At 68.4% G+C, this 21,977-nt stretch carries 23 protein-coding genes; 12 read left to right on the top strand and 11 right to left on the bottom strand.

The window, feature by feature from the left end; genetic code table 11:
* The first annotated feature begins 28 nt into the window (after positions 1-28).
* Positions 29-493 carry a hypothetical protein gene (locus E0497_RS11860; RefSeq protein ID WP_137724999.1) on the top strand — a complete coding sequence of 155 codons (465 nt, stop codon included), beginning with the start codon at positions 29-31 and terminating at the stop codon, positions 491-493.
* Here E0497_RS11860 and E0497_RS11855 read toward each other — a convergent pair.
* Complete coding sequence (locus E0497_RS11855) at positions 474-2,078, bottom strand: FMN-binding glutamate synthase family protein (RefSeq protein WP_137724998.1); 1,605 nt, start codon at positions 2,076-2,078, stop codon at positions 474-476. The genes E0497_RS11860 and E0497_RS11855 overlap by 20 nt on opposite strands.
* Positions 2,079-2,175: 97 nt before the next feature.
* Here E0497_RS11855 and E0497_RS11850 point away from each other — a divergent pair, with 97 nt between their 5' ends.
* From E0497_RS11850 to ychF, 5 genes are all read left to right on the top strand, one after another.
* On the top strand, positions 2,176-2,628 hold the full coding sequence (locus E0497_RS11850) for a MarR family winged helix-turn-helix transcriptional regulator (protein WP_137724997.1): 453 nt from the start codon (positions 2,176-2,178) through the stop codon (positions 2,626-2,628).
* A 142-nt stretch (positions 2,629-2,770) separates the two neighbouring features.
* Positions 2,771-4,384, top strand: coding sequence for an MDR family MFS transporter (locus tag E0497_RS11845; RefSeq protein ID WP_137725074.1), 1,614 nt, complete (start codon positions 2,771-2,773; stop codon positions 4,382-4,384).
* A gap of 34 nt (positions 4,385-4,418) precedes the next feature.
* Entirely contained in the window at positions 4,419-5,006 is a 588-nt protein-coding gene (locus tag E0497_RS11840) for a class I SAM-dependent methyltransferase (RefSeq protein ID WP_137724996.1), read from the top strand.
* A gap of 65 nt (positions 5,007-5,071) precedes the next feature.
* Positions 5,072-5,479, top strand: a complete 408-nt coding sequence (locus tag E0497_RS11835) for a CD225/dispanin family protein (protein WP_137724995.1) — start codon at positions 5,072-5,074, stop codon at positions 5,477-5,479.
* Positions 5,480-5,539: 60 nt separating this feature from the next.
* Positions 5,540-6,619, top strand: a complete 1,080-nt coding sequence (ychF, locus tag E0497_RS11830) for a redox-regulated ATPase YchF (RefSeq protein ID WP_137724994.1) — start codon at positions 5,540-5,542, stop codon at positions 6,617-6,619.
* A 73-nt stretch (positions 6,620-6,692) separates the two neighbouring features.
* On the opposite strand, the gene E0497_RS11825 is transcribed toward ychF, so the two are convergent.
* Together E0497_RS11825 and E0497_RS11820 are read right to left on the bottom strand one after the other, a co-directional pair.
* On the bottom strand, positions 6,693-6,965 hold the full coding sequence (locus E0497_RS11825; RefSeq protein WP_137724993.1) for a GlsB/YeaQ/YmgE family stress response membrane protein: 273 nt from the start codon (positions 6,963-6,965) through the stop codon (positions 6,693-6,695).
* Positions 6,966-7,347: 382 nt separating this feature from the next.
* On the bottom strand, positions 7,348-8,316 hold the full coding sequence (locus E0497_RS11820; RefSeq protein ID WP_241665849.1) for a pseudouridine synthase: 969 nt from the start codon (positions 8,314-8,316) through the stop codon (positions 7,348-7,350).
* A 139-nt stretch (positions 8,317-8,455) separates the two neighbouring features.
* Between E0497_RS11820 and E0497_RS11815 the strand changes: the two genes are divergently transcribed.
* The gene (locus E0497_RS11815; RefSeq protein ID WP_137724992.1) at positions 8,456-9,538 is read left to right on the top strand and encodes a GmrSD restriction endonuclease domain-containing protein; all 1,083 of its coding nucleotides are present in this window, start codon (positions 8,456-8,458) and stop codon (positions 9,536-9,538) included.
* Positions 9,539-9,545: 7 nt separating this feature from the next.
* On the opposite strand, the gene E0497_RS11810 is transcribed toward E0497_RS11815, so the two are convergent.
* Entirely contained in the window at positions 9,546-10,148 is a 603-nt protein-coding gene (locus tag E0497_RS11810) for a hypothetical protein (RefSeq protein ID WP_137724991.1), read from the bottom strand.
* Positions 10,149-10,274: 126 nt separating this feature from the next.
* On the opposite strand from E0497_RS11810, the gene E0497_RS11805 reads away from it, so the two are divergent.
* Both E0497_RS11805 and E0497_RS11800 read left to right on the top strand, forming a co-directional pair.
* Positions 10,275-11,471, top strand: coding sequence for an RtcB family protein (locus E0497_RS11805; RefSeq protein WP_170312954.1), 1,197 nt, complete (start codon positions 10,275-10,277; stop codon positions 11,469-11,471).
* A gap of 330 nt (positions 11,472-11,801) precedes the next feature.
* On the top strand, positions 11,802-12,401 hold the full coding sequence (locus tag E0497_RS11800; protein ID WP_137724989.1) for a methyltransferase family protein: 600 nt from the start codon (positions 11,802-11,804) through the stop codon (positions 12,399-12,401).
* A gap of 3 nt (positions 12,402-12,404) precedes the next feature.
* Here the strand turns inward: E0497_RS11800 and E0497_RS11795 are convergent, their stop codons facing one another.
* Positions 12,405-12,827 carry a hypothetical protein gene (locus tag E0497_RS11795; protein WP_170312953.1) on the bottom strand — a complete coding sequence of 141 codons (423 nt, stop codon included), beginning with the start codon at positions 12,825-12,827 and terminating at the stop codon, positions 12,405-12,407.
* Positions 12,828-12,928: 101 nt separating this feature from the next.
* On the opposite strand from E0497_RS11795, the gene E0497_RS11790 reads away from it, so the two are divergent.
* A complete protein-coding gene (locus E0497_RS11790; protein WP_137724988.1) occupies positions 12,929-13,390 on the top strand; it encodes a carboxymuconolactone decarboxylase family protein in 462 nt (153 codons plus the stop codon).
* A gap of 58 nt (positions 13,391-13,448) precedes the next feature.
* On the opposite strand, the gene E0497_RS11785 is transcribed toward E0497_RS11790, so the two are convergent.
* On the bottom strand, positions 13,449-15,146 hold the full coding sequence (locus tag E0497_RS11785) for a fumarate hydratase (RefSeq protein WP_137724987.1): 1,698 nt from the start codon (positions 15,144-15,146) through the stop codon (positions 13,449-13,451).
* A gap of 210 nt (positions 15,147-15,356) precedes the next feature.
* On the opposite strand from E0497_RS11785, the gene E0497_RS11780 reads away from it, so the two are divergent.
* Positions 15,357-16,112 (top strand): CPBP family intramembrane glutamic endopeptidase, encoded by a 756-nt coding sequence (locus tag E0497_RS11780; RefSeq protein ID WP_137724986.1) that lies wholly within the window; start codon positions 15,357-15,359, stop codon positions 16,110-16,112.
* A 366-nt stretch (positions 16,113-16,478) separates the two neighbouring features.
* On the opposite strand, the gene E0497_RS11770 is transcribed toward E0497_RS11780, so the two are convergent.
* Both E0497_RS11770 and E0497_RS11765 read right to left on the bottom strand, forming a co-directional pair.
* Positions 16,479-16,904 (bottom strand): hypothetical protein, encoded by a 426-nt coding sequence (locus tag E0497_RS11770; RefSeq protein ID WP_137724985.1) that lies wholly within the window; start codon positions 16,902-16,904, stop codon positions 16,479-16,481.
* Complete coding sequence (locus tag E0497_RS11765; protein ID WP_241665845.1) at positions 16,831-17,454, bottom strand: hypothetical protein; 624 nt, start codon at positions 17,452-17,454, stop codon at positions 16,831-16,833. The genes E0497_RS11770 and E0497_RS11765 overlap by 74 nt, the downstream gene beginning before the upstream one ends.
* Positions 17,455-17,516: 62 nt before the next feature.
* Between E0497_RS11765 and E0497_RS11760 the strand changes: the two genes are divergently transcribed.
* Positions 17,517-18,941 carry a cellulase family glycosylhydrolase gene (locus E0497_RS11760; protein WP_241665844.1) on the top strand — a complete coding sequence of 475 codons (1,425 nt, stop codon included), beginning with the start codon at positions 17,517-17,519 and terminating at the stop codon, positions 18,939-18,941.
* Here the strand turns inward: E0497_RS11760 and E0497_RS11755 are convergent.
* From E0497_RS11755 to E0497_RS11745, 3 genes are all read right to left on the bottom strand, one after another.
* Entirely contained in the window at positions 18,922-20,403 is a 1,482-nt protein-coding gene (locus E0497_RS11755; RefSeq protein ID WP_137724984.1) for an FAD-dependent oxidoreductase, read from the bottom strand. The two genes, E0497_RS11760 and E0497_RS11755, sit on opposite strands and share 20 nt — an antisense overlap.
* Positions 20,404-20,493: 90 nt before the next feature.
* A complete protein-coding gene (locus E0497_RS11750; RefSeq protein ID WP_137724983.1) occupies positions 20,494-20,907 on the bottom strand; it encodes a carboxymuconolactone decarboxylase family protein in 414 nt (137 codons plus the stop codon).
* A complete protein-coding gene (locus E0497_RS11745) occupies positions 20,904-21,821 on the bottom strand; it encodes an NAD(P)-dependent oxidoreductase (protein WP_137724982.1) in 918 nt (305 codons plus the stop codon). Before E0497_RS11745 ends, E0497_RS11750 begins: the two co-directional genes overlap by 4 nt.
* Positions 21,822-21,977: the final 156 nt, after the last annotated feature.

Raw genomic sequence — 21,977 nt, 5'->3', positions numbered from 1 at the left:
TCCCGCGTTTGACCGTAGTATCCCGGCCATGGGGAGACATCCGGGGAAGAAGGTAGCAACGATCGTCGCGGCATCTGCGCTGGTGTTCGGCCTCGCGGCGTGCAGCACGGACGGCGGCACGTCGGAGGAGACGAAGGCGAAGATCACGTCCGCGGTCACCTCGACCACCGAGCCGAGTCCGGCCGAGGCGCTGCGGTCGAGTATCGAGGCGACGGCGTCGACGGCGCTGTCGAGCATCGGGGCGGCGTGGGACGACGCGAAGCTGTCGGTGTTCGTCGCCGCGTTCCGGGAGGCCTACCCGGACCTGTCGAGCAATCGTGACGACGACGCGATCCGGGCGATCGTGAAGGACACGTGCACGGCCCGCGATGCGGGAGCCGACGAGGCGACGCTGCTGGCGACGGTGGAGAAGACGGCCGCCGACGGGGCCACCGCCCCGACCCGCGAGCAGGCCGAGCGGATCCTGCAGATGGTCAGGCTGGCGTGCCCGTAGCCGACGGCCGGAACGAGTCGGCGCGGGCGGCCTGCCAGTCGCGCCGCCAGTCGGGCCGGGGATGGTTCAACAGTTCACCGGGGTCGAGCCACTCGTAGATCTCCGCGTAACTGCGGGTGGTGACGCCGTCGATGCGCCGGTTCAGCATGGACGGCTCGAGTTCGTCGAAGCTGTCGAGACCCATCGACGCGACCATCTGCTGGGCGCTGGCGACGGTGGCCTGCTGGAAGCGGTGGACGCGGGCCGTCTTGTCGGGCACGTCGAGGGCCCGCATCCGTGCCGGATCCTGTGTGGTGACCCCGACCGGGCAGCGGTTGGTGTGACATTTCTGGGCCTGGATGCAGCCGACCGCGAACATCATGGCGCGGGCGGCGAGGGTGAAGTCGGCACCCTGGATGATGCGTTTGACGATGTCGGTGCCGCTGGCGACCTTGCCGGACGCGCCGATCTTGATGCGGTCGCGGAGGCCGGCGCCGACGAGTGCGTTGTGGACCGTCATCAGCCCCTCGGTGAGCGGCATGCCCATGTGGTCCTCGAATTCGACCGGCCCGGCGCCGGTGCCGCCCTCGGAGCCGTCGACGATGACGAAGTCGGGGGTGACGTCGCGTTCGAGCATCGCCTTGCAGATCGCCAGGAATTCGACGCGGCTGCCGACGCACAGTTTGAAGCCGACGGGTTTGCCGCCGGACAGGGTGCGCAGGGTGACGATGAAATCGATCAGCCCGAGGGGGGTGTCGAACGTGCGGTGCGCGGGTGGTGAGGTCACCGTCTGCCCGATCGGGACGCCGCGTGCCTCGGCGATCTCCGCGCTCACCTTGCTGCCGGGCAGTACACCGCCGAACCCGGGTTTGGCGCCCTGCGACAGTTTGATCGAGATGGCCTTCACTTGGTCGTCGGTGGCTTTCGCGGTGAACAGGTCGGGGTCGAAGCCGCCGTCGGGGGTGCGGCAACCGAAGTAGCCGGACGCGATCTCCCAGATCAGGTCGCCGCCGTGCACGCGGTGGTAGCGGCTGATGCCGCCCTCACCGGTGTCGTGGGCGAATCCGCCGAGCGCGGCGCCGGCGTTGAGGGCCTCGATCGCGGTCCCGGACAGCGCCCCGAAGCTCATCGCGGACACGTTGAGCAGGGCGATGTCGTAGGGGCGGGTGCAGTCGGGTCCGCCGAGCCGCACCCGGGGGACGGTCGTCGGCGCGAACCGGGCGCGCAGCGAGTGGGTGACGAACTCGTAGCCGACGGCGTGGACGTCGCGTTCGGTGCCGAACGGTTCCTCGGCGAGGGTGCCTTTCGCCCTCTCGTACACGAGGTCCCGGGTTTCGCGGTCGAACGGGCGTCCGTCCGTGGAGGATTCGATGAAGTACTGCTGGATCTCGGGGCGGATGTGCTCGAGGAGGTAGCGGGCGTGGCCGAGGATCGGATAGTTGCGCAGCACGTTGTGCCGGTGCTGCGTCAGATCCCACGTGCCGATCAGGGCGAGCGCGAGCAGGGGGACGGCGGCGACGAGCCACCACCACGACGCGGTGAACACGGCGGCGGTGGCGGCGAGGGACAGTACCCAGACGGCGACGACGATCGACCAGCGAGCCATGCGGCGATCGTATGCCCGGATCGTGGGCCGTACCCTGACGGCGTTGTGCGTCGGTGTGTCCGCCGGCGTCGGACGAGGCGAAGGGATGTCCGCGAACATGGGTTCGGATCCGATCACGGAGCTGGAATCGGAGCTGGTCGACATGTGGCGTCGTGGACGCATCCAGACCAGGGAACGGGCTCGGGCGATCAATCCGAAACTCGATCCCGCGTGCTATCCGCTGCTGACGATCCTCGCGCGCGGCGATGCGGTTCCGATGTCGGAGTTGGTGACGGATCTGGCGGTCGAGAAGTCGACGCTGACCCGGCAGATCGACGCCGTCGTCCGGTTGGGGTTGGTGGAGCGGCGCCCGGATCCGCACGATGCGCGGGCACGTCTGGTGGCGTTGACGGAGCCGGGACGCACCCAGTTGACGGCGTTGCGGGAGTCGACGATCGCGGGCTGGCGGGAGCGGCTCTCGCGCTGGGATCCGGCGGACGTGCGGCAGTTGACGGAGCTGCTGCGGCGGCTCGCGGCGTCGACGAATCGGGACGACGCCACCGACAGATAGTTGCGCGATGCAACCATTGGTCATATAGTTGTGCAACTCAACTATTTGCGGAGGGGGTTGCATGAGCGCATCCGAAACCCGGCGCGACGGCGTCGTCGATCGAGCGGCCGGTCGGGCGGTCGATCACATGCAGGATGCGCCGATGACGCACCCGCAGCGCATCCAGGCGCTGATCGGTCTGCTCCTGGGCATGTTCGTCGCATTCCTGTCGTCGACCATCGTCTCCAACGCGCTGCCGACGATCATCACCGATCTGCACGGCACGCAGGACCAGTACACGTGGGTCGTCACCGCGACCCTGCTGGCGTCGACCGCCACGACCCCGATCTGGGGCAAGTTCGCCGACCTGGTCAGCAAGAAGGCACTGGTGCAGCTGGCGTTGGTGATCTTCACGATCGGCTCGATGCTGTCCGGGCTGTCGCAGTCCGTCGGCACCCTCATCGGGTTCCGGGCGATCCAGGGCATCGGCCTCGGCGGCCTGCAGGCGCTCGTCGTCATCGTCGTCGCCACCATGTTCAGCCCGCGCGAACGCGGACGCTATCAGGGGCCGATGGCCGCGGTCATGTCGATCGCGACCGTCGCCGGCCCGCTCATCGGCGGCGTCATCGTCGACACCAGCTGGCTCGGCTGGCGCTGGACGTTCTACGTCGGCGTCCCGCTCGCGGTGATCGCGCTCGTCGTCATCCAGCGCACCCTCAACCTGCCGGTCGTCCGCAAGAACGTCAGCATCGACTACCTCGGGGCCGGGCTCATCGCGTCCGGCGTGAGCACGCTGCTGATCTGGGTGACGCTGGCCGGCAAGAACTTCGACTGGGCGTCGGGCATGTCCTTCGGACTCGTCGCGCTCGGTGTGGCACTGCTCGTCGGGGCCGTCTTCGTCGAGACCCGGGCACAGGACCCGATCATCCCGCTGCGCCTGTTCCGCGACCGGACCACGACACTGGCGACGCTCGCGAGCATCGCGGTCGGTGTCGCCCTGTTCGGTGGTGCGGTGTTCCTGGGCCAGTACTTCCAGATCGCGCGCGGCTACTCGCCGACCGTGGCCGGCCTGCTCACACTGCCGATGGTCGTCGGTTCGATGCTGTCGTCGGCGATCTCCGGGTCGCTCATCACCAAGTTCGGCCGCTGGAAGGGCTTCCTCGTCGGCGGCGCGATCATGATGACCGTCGGCTTCTTCCTGCTCGGGACGATCGACCACGCCACCGACATGGCCCTGCTCGGCGTGTACCTGTTCATCCTCGGTATCGGCATGGGTATGACCATGCAGAACCTGGTGCTCGCGGTGCAGAACACGGTGAGTCCCGCCGACCTCGGCTCGGCCAGCTCCGTGGTGTCGTTCTTCCGGTCCCTCGGCGGCGCCGCCGGCGTCTCCGTGCTCGGCGCGGTGCTCTCCAGCCACGTCACCGACCTGACCGTCAAGGGTCTGGCCGCCGTCGGCGTCGACATGAGCCAGGCCGGCGGATCCGGTGCGGGCCTGTCGAACCTCAACGAACTGCCCGGACCGATCGCCGACATCGTCCGCGGCGCCTACGGTGACGCGACCGCCCGGATCTTCCTGATCTCCGGGGTCATGGCGCTGCTGAGCATCGTCGCGATCCTCGCCATCAAGGAGGTCGCGCTGCGCACCTTCAGCGCCGACGAGCACCGCCGCGCCGAGGCGGACGGCAAGGACATCGAGGCCGAACTCTCCGAGATCGTCCAGGGCGATCCGATCCTGGTCGACCCGGACCCGATCGAGAACCGAGAGCGACGCTGACGAGTCGGCGGGTGTCGGCCCTATCGTGAACGGTATGGCCGACACCCGCTGGCAGCGTGAACGATCCGCGTCCGACTCCCGCGACTACATCGCGCGGTTCGCGCAGCTCGACGCGGACGGCGTCGACCTGCACGGGGAGGCGCGGGCCGTCGACGCGATGCTCCCGCAGGGCGCCCGCGTCCTCGACGCCGGCTGCGGCACCGGGCGACTCGGCGCCGAACTGGTGCGTCGCGGCCACCGGGTGACGGGCGTCGACCTCGATCCCGTCCTCGTCGCCGCCGCCCGCGAGCACCCGGAGTTGACGGTGCACGAGGCCGACCTCGCGACCCTCGACCTGCCGGGGGAGCGGTTCGACGCGGTCGTCGCCGCCGGCAACGTCATGATCTTCGTCGCGCGCGGCACCGAACGGCAGGTCCTCGGACGCCTCGCCGCCCACCTCGTGCCCGACGGCATTCTCGTCACCGGTTTCGCGACCGACTACGACTACACCGTCGACGACCTCGACACCGACCTGGCCGCCGTCGGCTTGGTCCGTGAGCACCGCTTCGCGACCTGGGACCTGCGGCCGTGGCACGACGGGGCCGGGTGGGCCGTCACCGTGGCCCGCAAACCTGGCATGTAACCGACGTATCGGTCTGGGCTACGGTCTCTGCCGACAGCACGTTCGTCAGAATCCAGGGGGATCCCATGTCCGAACCGAACTACACCACAGGCCCGTCCGAACCGTTCGGTGCGCCGACCGGATACCCGCAGCAGCCGTACCCGCCGCAGCCGCAGTACCAGCCGGGTCCGGCACCCGCCCAATACGGGGCAGCGCCCACGCCGCCGCCGTCGAATGCCGGCTGGGCCGTCGCCACCCTCATCTGCTTCTGGCCGCTCGCGTTCGTCGCATTCAACCACCTGCACTCGATCTTCCCGAAGTGGGCGGCGGGCGACTACATGGGCGCACAGTACGCGTCCGAGCGGGTCAAGACACTCGGCAAGATCGCGGTGGGCGTCTTCGCCGGCCTGGTCGCCCTGTACGTGATCTTCGTGATCATCGTGATCGCGGTGGCTGCGAACAGCGCCGACACCAGCACCACCTACTACCGGTGACCGGCGGCGGTGGCCGGTCCCGATCGCGGCCGGCCACCGCTCCCGTAGACTCCCAGGGTTGTGAGCCTTACCCTCGGAATCGTCGGCCTCCCCAACGTCGGCAAGTCGACCCTTTTCAACGCGCTGACCAAGAACGACGTGCTCGCCGCGAACTACCCGTTCGCCACGATCGAGCCCAACGTCGGCCTGGTGGAACTGCCGGACGAGCGGCTGGTGAAGCTCGCCGAAATCTTCGGTTCCGAACGCATCCTGCCCGCGACCGTGTCGTTCGTCGACATCGCCGGCATCGTCAAGGGCGCCTCCGAGGGCGCCGGCCTGGGCAACAAGTTCCTCGCCAACATCCGTGAGGCCGACGCCATCTGCCAGGTCGTGCGCGTGTTCGCCGACGACGACGTCGTGCACGTCGACGGCCGCGTCGATCCGGCATCCGACATCGAGGTCATCGAGACCGAACTCGTGATCGCCGACATGCAGACCTTGGAGAAGGCGCTCCCGCGTCTGGACAAGGAAGCGCGCAAGAACAAGGACCTCAAGGCGCAGCACGACGAGGCGCTCAAGGCGCAGGAAATCCTCAACGAGGGCAAGACCCTGTTCAGCGTCAAGGACAAGCTCGACTTCACGCTGCTGCGTGAGCTGAGCCTGCTCACCACCAAGCCGTTCCTGTACGTCTTCAACGCCGACGAATCGGTCCTCACAGACGACGCGAAGGTCGCCGAACTGCGCGCCTCCGTCGCCCCCGCCGACGCTGTCTTCCTCGACGCCAAGGTCGAACACGAACTCCTCGAACTCGACGAGGAAGACCGCCAGGAAATGCTCGACTCCATCGGCCAGACCGAACCCGGCCTCCACGCCCTCGCCCGCACCGGCTTCCACACCCTCGGCCTGCAGACCTACCTCACCGCCGGCCCCAAGGAATCCCGCGCCTGGACCATCCACAAGGGCGACACCGCCCCCCAGGCCGCCGGCGTCATCCACACCGACTTCGAACGCGGCTTCATCAAAGCCGAAATCGTCTCCTTCGACGACCTCGCCGACGCCGGCAGCATGAACGCCGCCAAAGCCGCCGGCAAGGTCCGCATGGAAGGCAAGGAGTACATCATGCAGGACGGGGACGTCGTCGAGTTCAGGTTCAACGTTTAGCGGGGCTACATCACCCCAGCTCGGGCGCTCACCAGTACGGAAAACGTACTGGTGAGCGCCTGTTTTCGCTGAGCTACCGCGCGCCGGGTGCCGCGGCCCGAGACTTCCACCACGACCAGGCGGCGGTCACGATGATCGCGCCGGCGAGCGAGCCGATGATGCCGCTCGGTCGGAGAGCGAGACCGTCGCCCGCAAACAGGCTGATGAGCAGGCCGCCGACGAGCGAACCGACGAGACCTGCGGCACACGCCAGGCCCCAGTCGATTCCGCCCTTGGACTTGCCCACGATGAGCTGGGCGGCGGCACCGACGAGCAACCCGAACAGGATTATCCCGATGATCAGCATGGTCGGAGTATAGGCAGCAAAACCCGTCGGCCGCGCAGCTTCGGCGTCTCGGGGTCCGTGCCGTGTCGGCCTGCTCCTCCCGGCTGCCGTGGCATGCCATGCGGTCGTACGCCTGATCCGTCGCTGCGTCGTGTTCCGATGCAGTAACCGGTTGAAGGCCAAGAGGATTCACGCGTGCTGTTGGGCGTGCAGGTGGTGGAGGTCGTCGGCGTGCAGGTCGAAGGTGTCGTCGGCCGTGGACGGATAGGAACCGAGGGCGCTCATGGCGGGTGGAACATCGAGAGCGCCCGGTCCATTCCGGTGCCGTCCGCTTTCGCGCCGCCGCGGGAGGTTGCTGCGGCAACGGTCGAGTGCCGTCCGCAGTAACCACCCGCGGTAGCGGTCAGTTGACCGGAGCCTCGCTCAACGTCCGCCGGGTGACGAACCGCCGCGCCGCCCCGGACAGGGGATCGATGAATTCCAGTTCCCGCGCGAGCAATTGGAGCGGAAGAGCGTGGTCGTCGGGCGTCTCGGGCAGGAGGTCGGGGTACCAGGTGTCGCCGAGGATGCCGATACCGAGCGCCGACAGGTGCACCCGTAGCTGATGCATCCGTCCGGTGTGTGGGCGCAGAATCGTGTGCAGCACAGCACGTCCCGAGGTGCTCACCCCGATTCCGCGCACCTCGATGAGCGTCTCCGAGTTGGGTTCACGGGTGTCGTCGACGACCACTCGCAGTTCGCCGCGCCGCGCCTCGATGTGGTTGCGGTACAGCACCGGAACCGGATGTCCGGCGAGCGCCGGGGACTGCGCATCCCAGCCGGTCGGCAGCGCCGACACCGCCTCGTACACCTTCGTGACCTGCCGCTTCTCGAACAGCGACTGGTAGGCGCCGCGGGTCGCGGGCCGGGCCGAGAACATCACCAGGCCGGCCGTCGCGCGGTCGAGACGGTGGATCGGCGTCAGATCCGGATTGTCGAGGCGGACCCGTAACCGGACCAGCGCCGACTCTTGCAGATACCGTCCGCCCGGCGTGGTCGGCAGGAAGTGCGGCTTGTCGATCACCACGAGGTCGTCGTCGACGTGCAGGATCTCCTCGGTGAACGGCACCGGCACCTCTACCGGCAGATCCCGGTAGTACCAGACGAACACGTGCGCCCCCAACGCCGTGCCGCGTCCGATCGGGGAGCCGTCGGCGCCCACGATCTCGCCGGCATCGAACCGCCGCAACAGATCACCGGAGTCCAGATGGTCGAACCGCGCCACCACGTACTCCGCGATCGTCGCCCACGGCCCCGACGTCGGAACCCGCAGCCGCGTCGGCCCGACCCCGTTCCGGACGGGCAGCGGTGAAGGCATCGGCACGCGGACCATCATTCCACCGGTCTGGTTTCGGCTCGCCGCGGGCTGTTGCTGCGGCAAACGTCGAGTGACTTTCGCAGTAACAGCCCGCGGCGGCGGGGAGATGGAGAAGATGTCCCGACGACCTCCCCACGTCTCCTCGAGGAACACCATGCGTCTCTCCCGCCCCGTGCGTTTCGCCCTGCCCGTGCTCGGCGCCGTCGTCGTGCTCACCGCCTGCTCGGGTGGCGGTGAGCCGACCGCATCGACGACGACCACGACCACCGTTGCCGCCACGACCACGACGGCCAGCGCACGCCCGACGACCACGAGCGTCACGACCGCGGTGGCCGTGGCCGCGCAACCCGGCCAGGACAGCACCGTCGTGTTCGCTGCGCTCGAGGCGCTGCCGGTGAAGGGCCGGGCCCCGAAGACCGGCTACGACCGGGATCTGTTCGGGTCGGCCTGGACCGACGATGTGAGCGTCGCCGGCGGCCACAACGGCTGCGACACCCGCAACGACATCCTCCGCCGGGACCTCACGAACATCACGATCAAGCCCGGCTCGAACAACTGCACCGTCCTCACCGGAACACTGGCCGACGCCTACACAGGCACGACCATCGACTTCACCCGCGGTGAGGGCACGTCGAACGCGGTGCAGATCGACCACATCGTCGCCCTGTCCGACGCGTGGCAGAAGGGTGCGCAGCAACTCGACGAGCAGACCCGCCGCAACTTCGCCAATGACCCGCGCAACCTGCAGGCCGTCGACGGCCCCGCCAACCAGCAGAAGAGCGACGGCGACGCCGCGACCTGGCTGCCGTCGAACAAGGTGTACCGGTGCACGTACGTGTCCCGTCAGGTCGAGGTGAAGGCCGCCTACGGGCTGTGGGTGACGCAGGCCGAAAAGGATGCCATCGCACGGGTATTGGCCGACTGCAGTGGCGGCGCCCCGGAGACGGCCCGCACCGTCGCGCCCGTCGTGAGTCGGTCCACGACCGTCGCACCGCCGGCCGCTCCGGCACCGATCCGGCAGGAACCGGCACCCGCTCCCGCCCCGCTCGTCGCACCGGCACCGGCACCGGCACCGGCACCGGCTCCCGCTCCCGAACCTGCTCCGGTCGGGGGCGGCAACGTCTACTACAAGAACTGTGCTGCCGCCCGCGCCGCCGGTGCGGCGCCGATCTACGCCGGACAGCCCGGATACAGCAGCAAACTCGACCGCGACGGGGACGGTGTCGCCTGCGAGTAGGGGCGCATCAGTACGCGATGGTGTGAACAGCACCAGCGAGTCCTCTGTAGCCGACCTCGGTCGGCCGGATGCGCGTGACCAATGCTGACAGTGTGATCGACTTCTGTTCCCCTGCAATCGAGTCGATCGTTCGGCTGTTCGCCACATAGAACGTCCACTGACCGGTGTCGAGTGGATTCACCGTCGACTTGTCCCGATGGTTTAGGAGGCAGAAGACATAGACGTCGGCTTGACGTCGGCGTTCGGATGAGTACGAGTTGGTCCGAGCGTCCCAGCCGACTGTCGGTGCGATTCCGAAGCTGATCTTCGACGGCGCATCCTGATGCCAGCTCTGCAGGTACGCCGCGGACTTCACCTCGACCTTCGTTCCCTCCGGCGACACGAGATCGTAGGCATCCCATTCAGTTCGGACCGTGTCGTCGGTGCATCCGAGGGCACCGCCGACCAGATACTCCGCGAGAAGTCCACGAGCGGCATTGCCGAGTACGTCGGACGCCGACCACCGCCAGAAGTCGAGCAGCGTTCGCGTCGTCGGTATCCCTTCGACGACAACAGGTTCGGAACCGTCTTTTCGGGTGGCAGGACGATAGGTCAGATCCGATTCACTCATACGACGACGATCGCACGGGGCACCGACGTGGAGATCCAGGGTAGCGCCGACCGGTAATTCGCTGTCGCTTTCACCGGAGGTGGACGTACCGTCGAGGACGACACCATCCCCGACCGGAGAAGAGCAGTGACACCGACCGCGCACGGCAGCCGCCTGTTCAGCTGGGCCAGTCGTCTCGAGGACGAGACGTTGGCGCAGGCCCTCGAGGCGGCGTCGATGCCGTTCGTGTTCCCGCACGTCGCCTTGATGCCGGACGCCCACGCCGGTAAGGGGTCGGCGGTCGGCACTGTCATCCCCACTCGCGGCGCGGTGATCCCGGCCGCGGTCGGTGTCGACATCGGGTGCGGAATGATCGCGGCCCGAACGCAGTTCGATGCCGGCGACGTCGATCGGGTGCGGGGGAGCGGTCGGACGCTCGCGGAGCTGCGGGAGGCGATCGAGGCGGCGATCCCGCTGTCGCCGGGCAACTACAACCTGACGACGTCGCTCGACACGTGGTTCGCCCGCAGCAAGATCGCCGAGTTGGAGGAGCGGGCGGCCGCGGACGGGGTCGACCTGTCGCACTCACCGCGCTGGCGTGAGCAACTCGGCTCGCTGGGCGGCGGCAACCACTTCATCGAACTGTGCCTCGACGAGCAGGACCGGGTGTGGCTGTTCCTGCATTCGGGGAGCCGTGGCGTCGGAAACAAGATCGTGCAGAAGCACATTCGGATCGCGCAGGACCTGTGCCGGGCACGGGGCGTCGCACTGCCGAACCGGGATCTCGCCTACCTCACCGAGGGTGCTCCGGAGTTCGACGACTACATCCGGGAACTGCGGTGGGCGCAGCGCTTCGCGTACCTGAACCGCGCCGAGATGATGGACCGGTTCGCGCTGGTGTTCGGTGACTGGATCGGGGAGTCGGTGGACGAGCAGGAGCGGATCAACTGCCACCACAACTACACCGAACGCGAGGAGCACTACGGGGAGACGGTGTGGCTCACCCGCAAGGGGGCCGTCGACGCCCACGAGGGGGTGGCCGCGGTGATCCCCGGGTCGATGGGGACCCGCTCGTACATCGTCGACGGCCGGGGCAGCGAGTCGGGACTGTGCTCGGCCCCGCACGGCGCCGGCCGCCGGTTCTCCCGCACCCAGGCGCGGAAGCGGTTCACGGCCGAGGATCTCGCCGACCGGATGCGCGGCATCGAGTACCGGCACGGTGTGGAATGGGTCGACGAGATCCCCGACGCCTACAAGGACATCGACGTGGTGATGGACGACGCCCGCGACCTCGTGACGATCCGCCACGCACTGCGGCAGATCGTCAACGTCAAGGGCACGTAGGACGGCTCGTGCTCAGCTGAAGCGGAACGTGCTGCCGAAGTTCAGGAGATTGCCGATCGTCCCGATCAGCGACGGGAACAGGGAGACGAGGTTGAGGTTCATCGGGGACCTTTCCGGAGGTGGGACCGCGTGCGCGGGACGGTGCGCGACCGAAATATAGCCCGACGCGGCGGACGAACAGGGCGTTTCACCGAAAGAAATTTGGACGAGCGTCCAAGTGCTGGAAGTGGTGCGGCCGGCCGGACGCCGTCGTACGCTCGCGGCGACGACCGGAAGGACGATCACGATGCAGACGATCACCCCGTCGGACCGACCGCCGGGACGGCTGAGATGACCGACGGGCAACCGCTACCGCTGTTCGCATCGAATCCTGTTGCGGCGGTGATCCTCGTGGTCGCCGTCGTCGCATTCCTGGTCTCGGAGTTCCGGATCGGACGCACCCACCCCGACGGTGCACATCCGAACGATGCGTGGACCGGTCCGGTGCTCGGTGTCGGACTTGCCGCCGTGTACGTCGGAGGGCCCGCTGTGAGCGTGCTGGTTCCGGCGACGGTGCTCACGACCGGAGCCTGGTGGTACTTCGTCGGCGGACTCGCGATCGCCGTTGCCGGACAGGCGATGCGGCTGCGGGCCGTGCACGAGTTGGGGGCGTCGTTCACGTTCCGGGTGCAGACCGTCCCCGGGCAGGCGGTGGTCGACACCGGGCTCTACCGGTACGTGCGGCACCCGTCGTACAGCGGGGCGCTGGTGTGCGCCCTGGGATTCACCCTCGCCTGCACCAATTGGCTTGCGCCGCTGACCGTGTCGATCCTGGCAGTGGCATATCTGGTCCGGATCCCGCACGAGGAACGCGTCCTGCTCGCCGGTCTCGGCGAACCCTACCGGCAGTACATGCGCCGGACGCGGCGGATCGTCCCGTTCGTGCTCTGACGGTTACGGCACCGCGACGACCGTCAGACCGGGCGTCGTCGACCCCGGCAGCGGAATCAGAGTGACGACGACGTGCCCCGGCCCGGTGCCGAGGACCGCCTCGGGAGGATACCCGTTCAGCCCGTTCGACATGCGCGCGAACCCGGTCGCCCCGGTCGACACGTTCAGCCACCGCACCTCGGCATCGATCATGCACCCCCACCGGCCCGGCAGACTGCCGGCGACCGTCACCGTGTGGGCGGCGTCGTCGACCAGCGTGGCGCACCGACTCGGTGGCACGTCGAGACTGCCGTTCGGGTTCCCGAACGGGGCCGGGGCGATCTGGAACGGGGCGGGCGTCGACGCCGCCGAAATTCCGGCGGACAGTGTCCAGGCGGCGGCTGCGGCCACACACACGGCGGCGGGGCGGATCGGTCTCGTCGGCATCGGCGCCTCCTCATCGATCGTGCAACGGGCGGTCGCTGTCACACTCTGCCACTTCGCCCCGTCAGAAGAGAGGTACGGACACACCGAGACAGGAGACGACGATGAAGGCACGTATGAACCAGCCCGCGCTGGTGCTACCCGGCACGATGGACGCACTGCTCGCGCTGGGCAAGACGCTCGAGGGAACCGGGCTGCCGGCCCGCACCGTGCACCTGGTGCATCTGCGGGCCAGCCAGATCAACGGCTGCAGCTTCTGCGTGGAGATGCACTCCCGTGAGGCACTCGACGAGGGCGACACCATCGAACGGGTCGTCGCGGTGGCGGCGTGGCGGGAGTCCCGCCGGTTCACCGACGCCGAACGCGCCGCCCTCGCGCTCACCGAGGCGGTCACCCGGATCGCCGACCGGCCGGACCCGGTGTCGGACGAGGTGTGGGACGCCGCCGCCGACATCTACGACGAGAAGCAGCTCGCGGCCCTGACCACGCAGATCGCGATGATCAACGTGTGGAACCGGCTCAACGCGGCCACCCGCCAGCCCGCGGGCGTCGCACCGCGGGACTGACCCGCAGACGCGCGACGGCCCGGCGGTACGCACCGCCGGGCCGTCGTAGCGTCAGGAGTTACAGGCCCGGACGCTTGCCGATCGTGAGGGTGACCTCGCCGGTGTGGGCGAAGAAGTCGTTGCCCTTGTCGTCGACGACGATGAACGCCGGGAAGTCTTCGACCTCGATCTTCCAGACCGCTTCCATGCCGAGTTCCTCGTACTCGACGACCTCGACCTTCTTGATGCAGTCGAGGGCCAGACGGGCGGCGGGGCCGCCGATCGAGCCGAGGTAGAAGCCGCCGTGCGCGTCGCACGCGTCGGTGACCTGCTTGGAACGGTTGCCCTTGGCGAGCATGACCATCGACCCGCCCGCGGCCTGGAACTGCTCGACGTACGAGTCCATGCGGCCCGCTGTGGTGGGGCCGAACGAGCCCGACGCCATGCCGTCCGGGGTCTTGGCCGGTCCGGCGTAGTACACCGGGTGGTCCTTGAGGTACTGCGGCATCTCCTCGCCGGCGTCGAGGCGTTCCTTGATCTTCGCGTGCGCGATGTCGCGGGCGACGACGAGCGGACCGGTCAGCGACAGCCGCGTCTTGACCGGGTGCTTGGACAGCTCCGCGAGGATCTCCGGCATCGGCTTGGTCAGATCGATCTTGACGGCGGCACCCTTGCCGGTGCCCGAGACGCCGTCGGTGTCGGCGTCGAGCGCGGTGTCGGTGACCTCCGGCAGGAACTGGCCGGGATTGAACTCGAGCTGCTCGAGGAACACACCCTCCGGGGTGATCTTCGCCTTCGCCTGGCGGTCCGCGGAGCAGGAGACGGCGATCGCGACGGGCAGCGACGCGCCGTGGCGGGGCAGGCGGACGACGCGGACGTCGTGGCAGAAGTACTTGCCGCCGAACTGCGCGCCGATGCCGATCTTCTGGGTGAGTTCGAAGACCTTCTTCTCGAGCTCGTGGTCGCGGAAGCCGCGGCCGGTGATCGCACCCTCGGTGGGCAGCTCGTCCAGGTAGTGAGCCGACGCGTACTTCGCGGTCTTGAGCGCGAACTCGGCGGACGTGCCGCCGACGACGATCGCCAGGTGGTACGGCGGGCAGGCCGCGGTGCCGAGCGACCGGATCTTGGCCTCGAGGAACTGCATCATCGAGTCCGGGTTCAGGATGGCCTTCGTCTCCTGGTACAGGTACGACTTGTTGGCCGATCCGCCGCCCTTGGCCATGAACAGGAACTTGTAGGAGTTCTCGTGGCCCTTGTGGGTGTCCGCGTACAGCTCGATCTGCGCCGGCAGGTTGTTGCCGGTGTTCTTCTCGTCCCACATGGTGATGGGGGCGTTCTGCGAGTACCGCAGGTTCAGCTTGGTGTAGGCGTCGTACACGCCGCGCGCGATCGACTCCTCGTCGTCGCCCTCGGTGAGTACGTGCTGGCCGCGCTTGCCCATGACGATCGCGGTGCCGGTGTCCTGGCACATCGGCAGCACACCGGCCGCGGCGATGTTCGCGTTCTTCAGCAGATCGAGCGCCACGAACTTGTCGTTGTTCGACGCCTCGGGGTCGTCGAGGATGCTCGCGACCTGCTTCAGGTGGTCGGTGCGTAGGTAGTGGGAGATGTCGTGCAGCGCCGTTTCGGTGAGCAGGCGCATGGCCTCGGGCTCGACCTTCAGGAAGGTGCGGCCGTCCGGTCCTTCGACGGTGGACACCCCCTCGCTGGTCAGCAGCCGGTACTCGGTGGGGTCCTCACCGATCGGCAGCAGGTCCTCGTAGAGGAATTCCGGCATCGCATATCTCCTGAACACGGGGCTGTGAAGTTCGTATTCAGGCTAACGGCGAGCATTCGTGCGCTCGAATCGGGGCAGGACGGAGGCCGTTGCGTGAGCTGGATCATGGGCGCGGGGAGCATGGAAGCGTACCCTCGATAGGGGTAACGAACGCATAACATCGGGTCGCTCGCGTGCAGGTGATCCATTGGAGACGGGACCGCACTGCGTATGACTCTCGCCCTTCCGGCCGCCGCAACATCCACCGGTATCCACCGGATCCGTACCGCGCACGCCTGGCTGGACGTGGCCGTCGTCGTGGCCGTCCTCGTTGCGACGAACCTCATCGCCCACTTCACCACCGTGTGGGCCAGCATCGCGACCGTCCCGATCTCCGCGGTGATCCTCGTCGGCCTCACCCGCCGCCGCGGACTGCGGTGGTCCGAACTGGGACTGTCGCCGCGGCACTGGAAATCCGGGTCGCTGTACGCACTCGGCTGCGTCGGTCTCGTCCTCGCCGTCGTCGGCATCGGCATCGCGCTGCCGTTCACCCGCCAGTTCTTCCTGTCCGAGCGCTACGCCACCGTCTCCGGCGCCCTCGTCGCCTCGATGATCGTCATCCCGCTGCAGACCGTGATCCCCGAGGAACTCGCCTTCCGGGGCGTCCTGCAGGGCACCCTCGGGCGCGTCTCCGGGGCCCGCGGTGTGTTCGCGGCCGGTTCGCTGCTGTTCGGGCTGTGGCACATCGCGTCGTCGCTCGGCCTCACCTCCGGCAACAAGGGCCTGACGGGCATCCTCGGTGGCGGACTGATGGGGCAGATCCTCGGCATCGCCGGGGCCGTCGCCGCCACCGCAGCCGCCGGGTTCGTGTTCACCTGGCTCCGCAAGCGCAGCGGCAGCCTCCTCGCCCCCATCGCCCTGCACTGGTCGCTCAACGGCATCGGGGCGCTCGCCGCGGCCCTCGTCTGGCACGTGTCCTTGAGCTGAGCCGACGATCTCCCCGCCGACGGTCTTCGGAGTGGCGGGCCCGAAGAAGCGCAGGTAGCCGCGGATCGGGTCGAATCGTGGATCCGAGGGGTGCGCGGGGTACGGGGCGAACGTCCAGCCGGGGATGCGTTCGAGGACCGGCGGGGGCGCCGCGCACGTGCAGCGCCCACTCCGCCCCGCCCGGACCCGGGTTCTGGACACCTAGATCCAGGACGTCGCAGTCGGTGGCACCGGACGCCGACCCGGGGCGTCGATCGAGTTGCTGGACGTGCCAACGGAACGCGAGAACCGGTGCACGAGTCACGGCGACGGTCATACGCGAAGTGTAGGAGTGGTCACCGGCACACTGGCGTCATGTGGCGTGCGTCATGCATGAATGTCGAGGTCGACCAGCACCCCGGACTCGCGTACCCACGGTCGATCGGTGGGCGGTTCCATCGTCACCCACCCGGATCCGTCCGGGTTCCGATGCACGACCCGTGTCGGCACGAGTCCCGAGTCGAAGCCCCTGAGTTCTTCGGGGACATCGGACAGCATCGTCCGGTCGGGCGACGGCGGATACCCCGGCACGAGCGGATCCGTCGTGACCGTGACGATCCGGCGGCCGACGACGGTGCCGGTGACGTCGACGCCGTCCGGGGCGCCGATGAAATCGGCCTCGAACAGGCCATGCCCGTCGGGCACGGCCGGCAGGCTCTTCGCCACGTAGGTGGCGCGGTCACCGATCTCCGGGAACGGATACTGCCCGTCCTCGATCAACCAACTCTCGACTATCACCTGCACTATCGGCATGTGCCGAGTGTGCGCGTCGTCGACTCGGTTCGCGAGTGCGTCGTCGCACGTCGAGCAGATGGACCACGCCGACGAGCAGTCCGACGACCGCACCCCACAGCGCGGACACGAGCAGCCCGAGGAGGACGGTGAGGGTGTAGCTGCCGAGGCCCTGGTGGGTGACGAAGCTGGTGAACACGATCCGCACGAGGTTGCCGGCGCACACGGCGAGGACCGTCGCACCCCATGCGGCGAGGAACGGGCGGCGCGTCCGGTGGCGGAGACGGGTCCACAGGATCGCGGCCATGACGAGCACGGCGGCGACGTCGACGAGCCAGAACGACCACGTGGTGCCGCCGAGGGGGACGGCCCGCAGCGACGGGATCCCGAACGGCACCCCGATCGCACTGGGAATCAGCAGTTCGGGGGTGAACGTGAGCGCGCGCCCGGTGATCGACCACGTGCCGGACAGGATCGCGACGACCAGCAGGGCTGCGGTCGCCGGCCACGGGCCCGCCACGATGCGCTGCACCAGCGGTGTTGCCGAAAACGCCCCGGATCGGACAGCCATGGCGCCACACTAGCCAGGAAGTAGGACGGTTGTTCAGGTTTTGCGGGATGTAGGGGGAGCTGGTGCGACGGGTGACGGCGGTGTCGATGTCGGCGGTCGCGGCGTTGGTTCTGGCAGGTGGTGTCGGTGCCGCGCTGCGGGCCGACCCGGCCCCGGCGAACGCGTTCCTCACCGACGATGCGGGACGTGCGTTGGTGCTGCACGGCTTCAACACCGCGAACACCGCGAAGAACGCCCCGGACGGGATGCCGACGTTCACCGAGTCCGACCTCGATCGCGAACACACCGACATGGGCACCAACTTCGTGCGCTTCCTCATCTCGTGGCGGGCGGTGGAACCCGAACCGGGCGTCTACGACGAGGCCTACCTCGATCGGGTGGCCGAACGTCTCGACTGGTACGACGCCCGCGGCTACCACGTGATGCTCGACATGCATCAGGACCTGTACTCGAGCGCTATCACCCCGAGCGACGAGGGTGGCAACGGTGCTCCCGCGTGGGCGACGTACATGGACGGTCTTCCGGTGGGCGACAACGACATGTGGGAGCTGTACTACCTCGAACCCGGCGTGATCCGGGCGTTCGACAACTTCTGGAACACCACCGGGAATCATCCCGAACTCACCGACCACTACGCGGACGCGTGGCGGGTGGTGGCAGACAGGTTCGCCGACCATCCCGCGGTGATCGCCTACGACCTCATGAACGAACCGTACGGCGGCACCGTGCAGGGGCCCGTGTTCGAGGCCGGACCGTTGACGGCGCTGTACCAGAAGACGTCCGACGCGATCCGCACCGTCGACCAGGACACGTGGGTGTGCGTCGCCCCGCAGGCGATGGGCACCAACTGGGGCACCGCCAGCGGACTGCGGCCCGTCGACGACGCCCGCGACGGCGACCCGCGGATCGCGTACTGCCCGCACATCTATCCGCTGCCGATGGACCTCGGCGGCGGCTACACCGGCAGCAGTCGCACCCAGGTGGACGCGACGATCGACGCGTGGCGCGGCAACGTCCTGCGCACCGCCGAGGCCCTCGGCAACGTGCCGATCATCCTGGGCGAGTTCGGTCTCGACACCACCCTGCCCGGCGCCCTCGACTACGTCGAACGGGTCTACGACACCGCCGGGGAGATGGGGGCGGGCGTCTCCTACTGGTCCCGGGATCCCGGGAGTTGGGGTCCGTACGAGGAAGACGGTTCGCAGCGCAACCTCGTTGCGGCCCTGGACCGTCCGTACCCGCGGGCGATCGCCGGCGAACCCCGCGGTTGGGCGGTGGACGCGGACCGGCTCGAGTTCACCTACCTGCCGGACCTGTCGATCACCGCCCCCACCGAGGTGTACCTGCCGGCCCGTACGTTCCCGGACGGCGGCGACGTCGAGGGTGCGGAGGTCGCGGGCTGGGACGCCGGGACCCGCATCCTGACGTTGCGGGCCCCGACCGTCCGGCAGTCGGTGACGGTGACGATCAGCCCCGCGCGGCGCTGATCCCTGCGCGGCGACCGAAGAAGCTGCCGTCGCCGAGCGAGGTGCCGGACGCGTACCCCCACGCGCACACGCCGGACGTGCAGCGGCCAGCGGCGAACAGGCCGGGGATCGGCTCCCCGGACACGTGCAGCACCTCGGATGCGGTGTTGGTGCGCAGCCCGCCGAGAGTGAACCCGGCCGTGTAGTTGCGCAGATCCAGGGCGGCGACGGGGGTGCCGATCGGCTTGACCCATTCCGGCTTCTTCCCCAGCACCGGGTCCTCACCGTTCGCGGCGTGCCGGTTGTAGACGTCGACGGTGGACTGCAGGGTGCCCTCCGGCAGCCCCATCTCGGACTCCAACTCTTCGACGGTCTCGGCGACCCACTTGGGCTGGAACCGGAAGAACGGCGTCGACGTCGGCGTGGTCTTCGCCTCCTCGTACGCGGCCTCGTCGATGATCAGATACGCCTGATTGTCGTTGTGCAGCAACGTGAGCTGACCGATCCGTCCCGGGTAGGTGTCCTCGTTGACGTACCGCTGGCCGCGGCCGTTGACGAGGATGCCGCGCACCATCATCTGCGGATCACCGAAGAACGCGACCTCGGTGGCGTCCATGTGCGCCAGATCCGCACCGAGCGCCTGCGCCATCCGGATGGCGCGGCCGTCGTGCTCCTCGATCGCGGCGCCGGGACGTCCGATCAGTCGCGGCGCGAACGACGCCACCATGTCCTTGTTGTAGGCGAAACTGCCGGTCGCCAGGACGACCCCCTTGCGGGCGCGGATCGTGACGTCCTTGCCGTACTGCTTCGCGGAGACGCCGACGACGCGGCCGGTGCCGTCGGTGATCAGTGTCTGCACGCGCATGTCGTACTCGGCGCGCACCCCGAGTCGCTCGGCTTCCTCGGCGAGCGGCTTCATCAGCATGTAGCCGCCGCCGCGTTCACCGATCTTCTTGTCCGCCATCTGCGGGACGTGTCCGCGCGGGGCGGGGGTGGCGATCGTGTTGAACGGGGCTGCGTTCTCGCCACCGGAGTACATGAGGCCGTCGTCGGACGGGGTCTCCCAGCCGGGCTGGCTGTAGAAGCTCTCCTTGAACGGCACCCCGTTGTCGACGAGCCAGTTGTAGTGGTCGACGCTGCCTTCGCAGTATTCGGTGATCTTCGCTTCGTCGGCGCCCGGCCCGAGCGCGGCCATCATGAACGTCTTCATGTTCTCGGGGGTGTCGTCGAAGCCGAGCGTCTTCTGCAGCGGGGTGCCGCCGCCGAGGTAGATGAAGCCGCCGGACAGCGACGCCGCTCCGCCCCACCCGCCGGTCCGTTCGAGTACCAGCACGTCGGCGCCGGCCCGGGCCGCCTCGATCGCCGCGCACACACCGGCGATGCCGTAGCCGGCGATCACGACATCGGACTCGTAGTCCCAGGTGGTGACGCTTTCGGCGGGCAGGGGGCGGACGGGATCGGTACCGGAAGTCGGCTCGGCCATGGGGGGAGTCCTTTCGATGCACGGCAGCTAGAACGTGTTCTATAAATCAGTATCGGTGATCCGGCCGGGCCGTGCGCCCGAATCGTCGGACTACTCGGCCTGCTGTGCCGCTTTCTCGGCCTTCGCCGCCTTCCGGCGTTCGCTCTTGACCGAGATCAGGGCGTTGTTCAGTCCGGTCCCCAGCGGCCAGCCCACGTAGTGGCACAGGAAGATCGCCGCCTCCTCGACCTGCTGCTCGGTGAGTTCCTCGTTCTTCAGGGCCGCGGTGATCTGGATCTTCGCAATGTCCGACTGGCCCTGCGCGGCGATCGCCCCGAGCAGTAGCAACCGGCGGTCGCGCAGGCTCAGGCCCGGCCGGGTCCAGATGTCGGCGAACAGGTGGTCGGCGGTGATCGCGAAGAAATCACCGGGCACGTCCGACGGCATATCCCAGCCGTACACCTGATTCATCATTGCCACCCCGCGTTCACGCTCCGGCGTGATCGGGGACCCGTTGTCGCTCATGCGTTCTCCTTGCTGCAGGTCGGATTGCCGACGGTGGACGACGCCTCTCCGGGGCCGACGCCGAGTCCGTTCCCGAGGTCCGCGAGGGCGCGGAGCGCGAGCGGGAGATCGACGTCTAGACGCGCACCCAGATCGAGCGCGAGCGCCAGATCCTTCTCTCCGAGGGTGCGGACATGGCTCAGGATCGGAAACCACGGATCGCCGTCGACGATCACGGCGGTGGTGTCCCGCAACATGATCGCCCCCGCGCCGCCGGTGATCGCATCGGTGTGCCGCACCACCTTGCCGAGCGCGCGGATATCGAGACCTGAGGCCTCGGCGAGCCGCTGCGCCTCCGCCGCCGCCGTGAACGACACGAAGTGCAACAGGTTTCGCGCCAGCTTCATCCGGGTGCCCGCACCGACCGGGCCGGCGTGCACGACGAGGTCCGCGAAATACCCGAACGGTTCCCACACGACGGTGAATGCGTCGTCGCTGCCGCCGACCATGACCGCGAGCCGACCCTGCTGCGCGCCCGGCGCGCCACCGCTGACCGGGGCGTCCACCAGTTCGACGCCGGCGTCCGCGCAGATCCGGGCCAGGTCGACGGCGGTGGTGTCGGAGATCGTGGAATGCACCGCGATCACGGTGCCCGGCCGGGCCGTCGACAGCAGCCCGTCCGGGCCGGTGACGACGTCGCGCACCTGGGCGTCGTCGAGGACGGTCACCGAGATCACCGATGCGCGGGCGGCGACGTCGCCCGGTGTCGGGACGCTGATCGCGCCCGCATCGACGAACGGGGCGACAGCCTCGGGGCGGGCATCGCACACGACCAGCGGTCCGGGCCGATCGAGCAGCTGGGTCGCCATCGGGGCGCCCATGGCGCCGAGTCCGATGCAGCCGACGATCGTGGTGGATCCGTCGGATCGTCCCATATCATGTCTCCCTTGTGGTTTCGGTGAGCGCGTCTAGGGCGTGTCTGTTAATTGCGGACACGGTGGTGGATGAGTAGCGCCGCAAGGAGTACGCCACCGAGGTAGGTGGTGGCGTACTTGTCGTAGCGTGTCGCGATGCCGCGCCACTGTTTGAGG

This window comes from Prescottella subtropica (assembly GCF_005434945.1).
GTDB lineage: Bacteria > Actinomycetota > Actinomycetes > Mycobacteriales > Mycobacteriaceae > Prescottella > Prescottella subtropica.
This window is presented reverse-complemented; position numbering and strand designations above follow the sequence as displayed.

What these genes read in the sequence shown, in the direction of transcription:
- E0497_RS11795 (WP_170312953.1), bottom strand. Translation starts at nt 12,827, where the DNA reads ATGCCGACGAGACCGATCCGCCCCGCCGCCGTGTGTGTGGCCGCAGCC.
- E0497_RS11745 (WP_137724982.1), bottom strand. Translation starts at nt 21,821, where the DNA reads ATGGGACGATCCGACGGATCCACCACGATCGTCGGCTGCATCGGACTC.
- E0497_RS11860 (WP_137724999.1), top strand. Translation starts at nt 29, where the DNA reads ATGGGGAGACATCCGGGGAAGAAGGTAGCAACGATCGTCGCGGCATCT.
- E0497_RS11755 (WP_137724984.1), bottom strand. Translation starts at nt 20,403, where the DNA reads ATGGCCGAGCCGACTTCCGGTACCGATCCCGTCCGCCCCCTGCCCGCC.
- E0497_RS11855 (WP_137724998.1), bottom strand. Translation starts at nt 2,078, where the DNA reads ATGGCTCGCTGGTCGATCGTCGTCGCCGTCTGGGTACTGTCCCTCGCC.
- E0497_RS11770 (WP_137724985.1), bottom strand. Translation starts at nt 16,904, where the DNA reads ATGCCGATAGTGCAGGTGATAGTCGAGAGTTGGTTGATCGAGGACGGG.
- E0497_RS11785 (WP_137724987.1), bottom strand. Translation starts at nt 15,146, where the DNA reads ATGCCGGAATTCCTCTACGAGGACCTGCTGCCGATCGGTGAGGACCCC.
- E0497_RS11780 (WP_137724986.1), top strand. Translation starts at nt 15,357, where the DNA reads ATGACTCTCGCCCTTCCGGCCGCCGCAACATCCACCGGTATCCACCGG.
- E0497_RS11790 (WP_137724988.1), top strand. Translation starts at nt 12,929, where the DNA reads ATGAAGGCACGTATGAACCAGCCCGCGCTGGTGCTACCCGGCACGATG.
- E0497_RS11820 (WP_241665849.1), bottom strand. Translation starts at nt 8,316, where the DNA reads ATGGTCCGCGTGCCGATGCCTTCACCGCTGCCCGTCCGGAACGGGGTC.
- E0497_RS11825 (WP_137724993.1), bottom strand. Translation starts at nt 6,965, where the DNA reads ATGCTGATCATCGGGATAATCCTGTTCGGGTTGCTCGTCGGTGCCGCC.
- E0497_RS11845 (WP_137725074.1), top strand. Translation starts at nt 2,771, where the DNA reads ATGACGCACCCGCAGCGCATCCAGGCGCTGATCGGTCTGCTCCTGGGC.
- E0497_RS11750 (WP_137724983.1), bottom strand. Translation starts at nt 20,907, where the DNA reads ATGAGCGACAACGGGTCCCCGATCACGCCGGAGCGTGAACGCGGGGTG.
- E0497_RS11850 (WP_137724997.1), top strand. Translation starts at nt 2,176, where the DNA reads ATGGGTTCGGATCCGATCACGGAGCTGGAATCGGAGCTGGTCGACATG.
- E0497_RS11840 (WP_137724996.1), top strand. Translation starts at nt 4,419, where the DNA reads ATGGCCGACACCCGCTGGCAGCGTGAACGATCCGCGTCCGACTCCCGC.
- E0497_RS11810 (WP_137724991.1), bottom strand. Translation starts at nt 10,148, where the DNA reads ATGAGTGAATCGGATCTGACCTATCGTCCTGCCACCCGAAAAGACGGT.
- E0497_RS11815 (WP_137724992.1), top strand. Translation starts at nt 8,456, where the DNA reads ATGCGTCTCTCCCGCCCCGTGCGTTTCGCCCTGCCCGTGCTCGGCGCC.
- E0497_RS11800 (WP_137724989.1), top strand. Translation starts at nt 11,802, where the DNA reads ATGACCGACGGGCAACCGCTACCGCTGTTCGCATCGAATCCTGTTGCG.
- E0497_RS11835 (WP_137724995.1), top strand. Translation starts at nt 5,072, where the DNA reads ATGTCCGAACCGAACTACACCACAGGCCCGTCCGAACCGTTCGGTGCG.
- E0497_RS11765 (WP_241665845.1), bottom strand. Translation starts at nt 17,454, where the DNA reads ATGGCTGTCCGATCCGGGGCGTTTTCGGCAACACCGCTGGTGCAGCGC.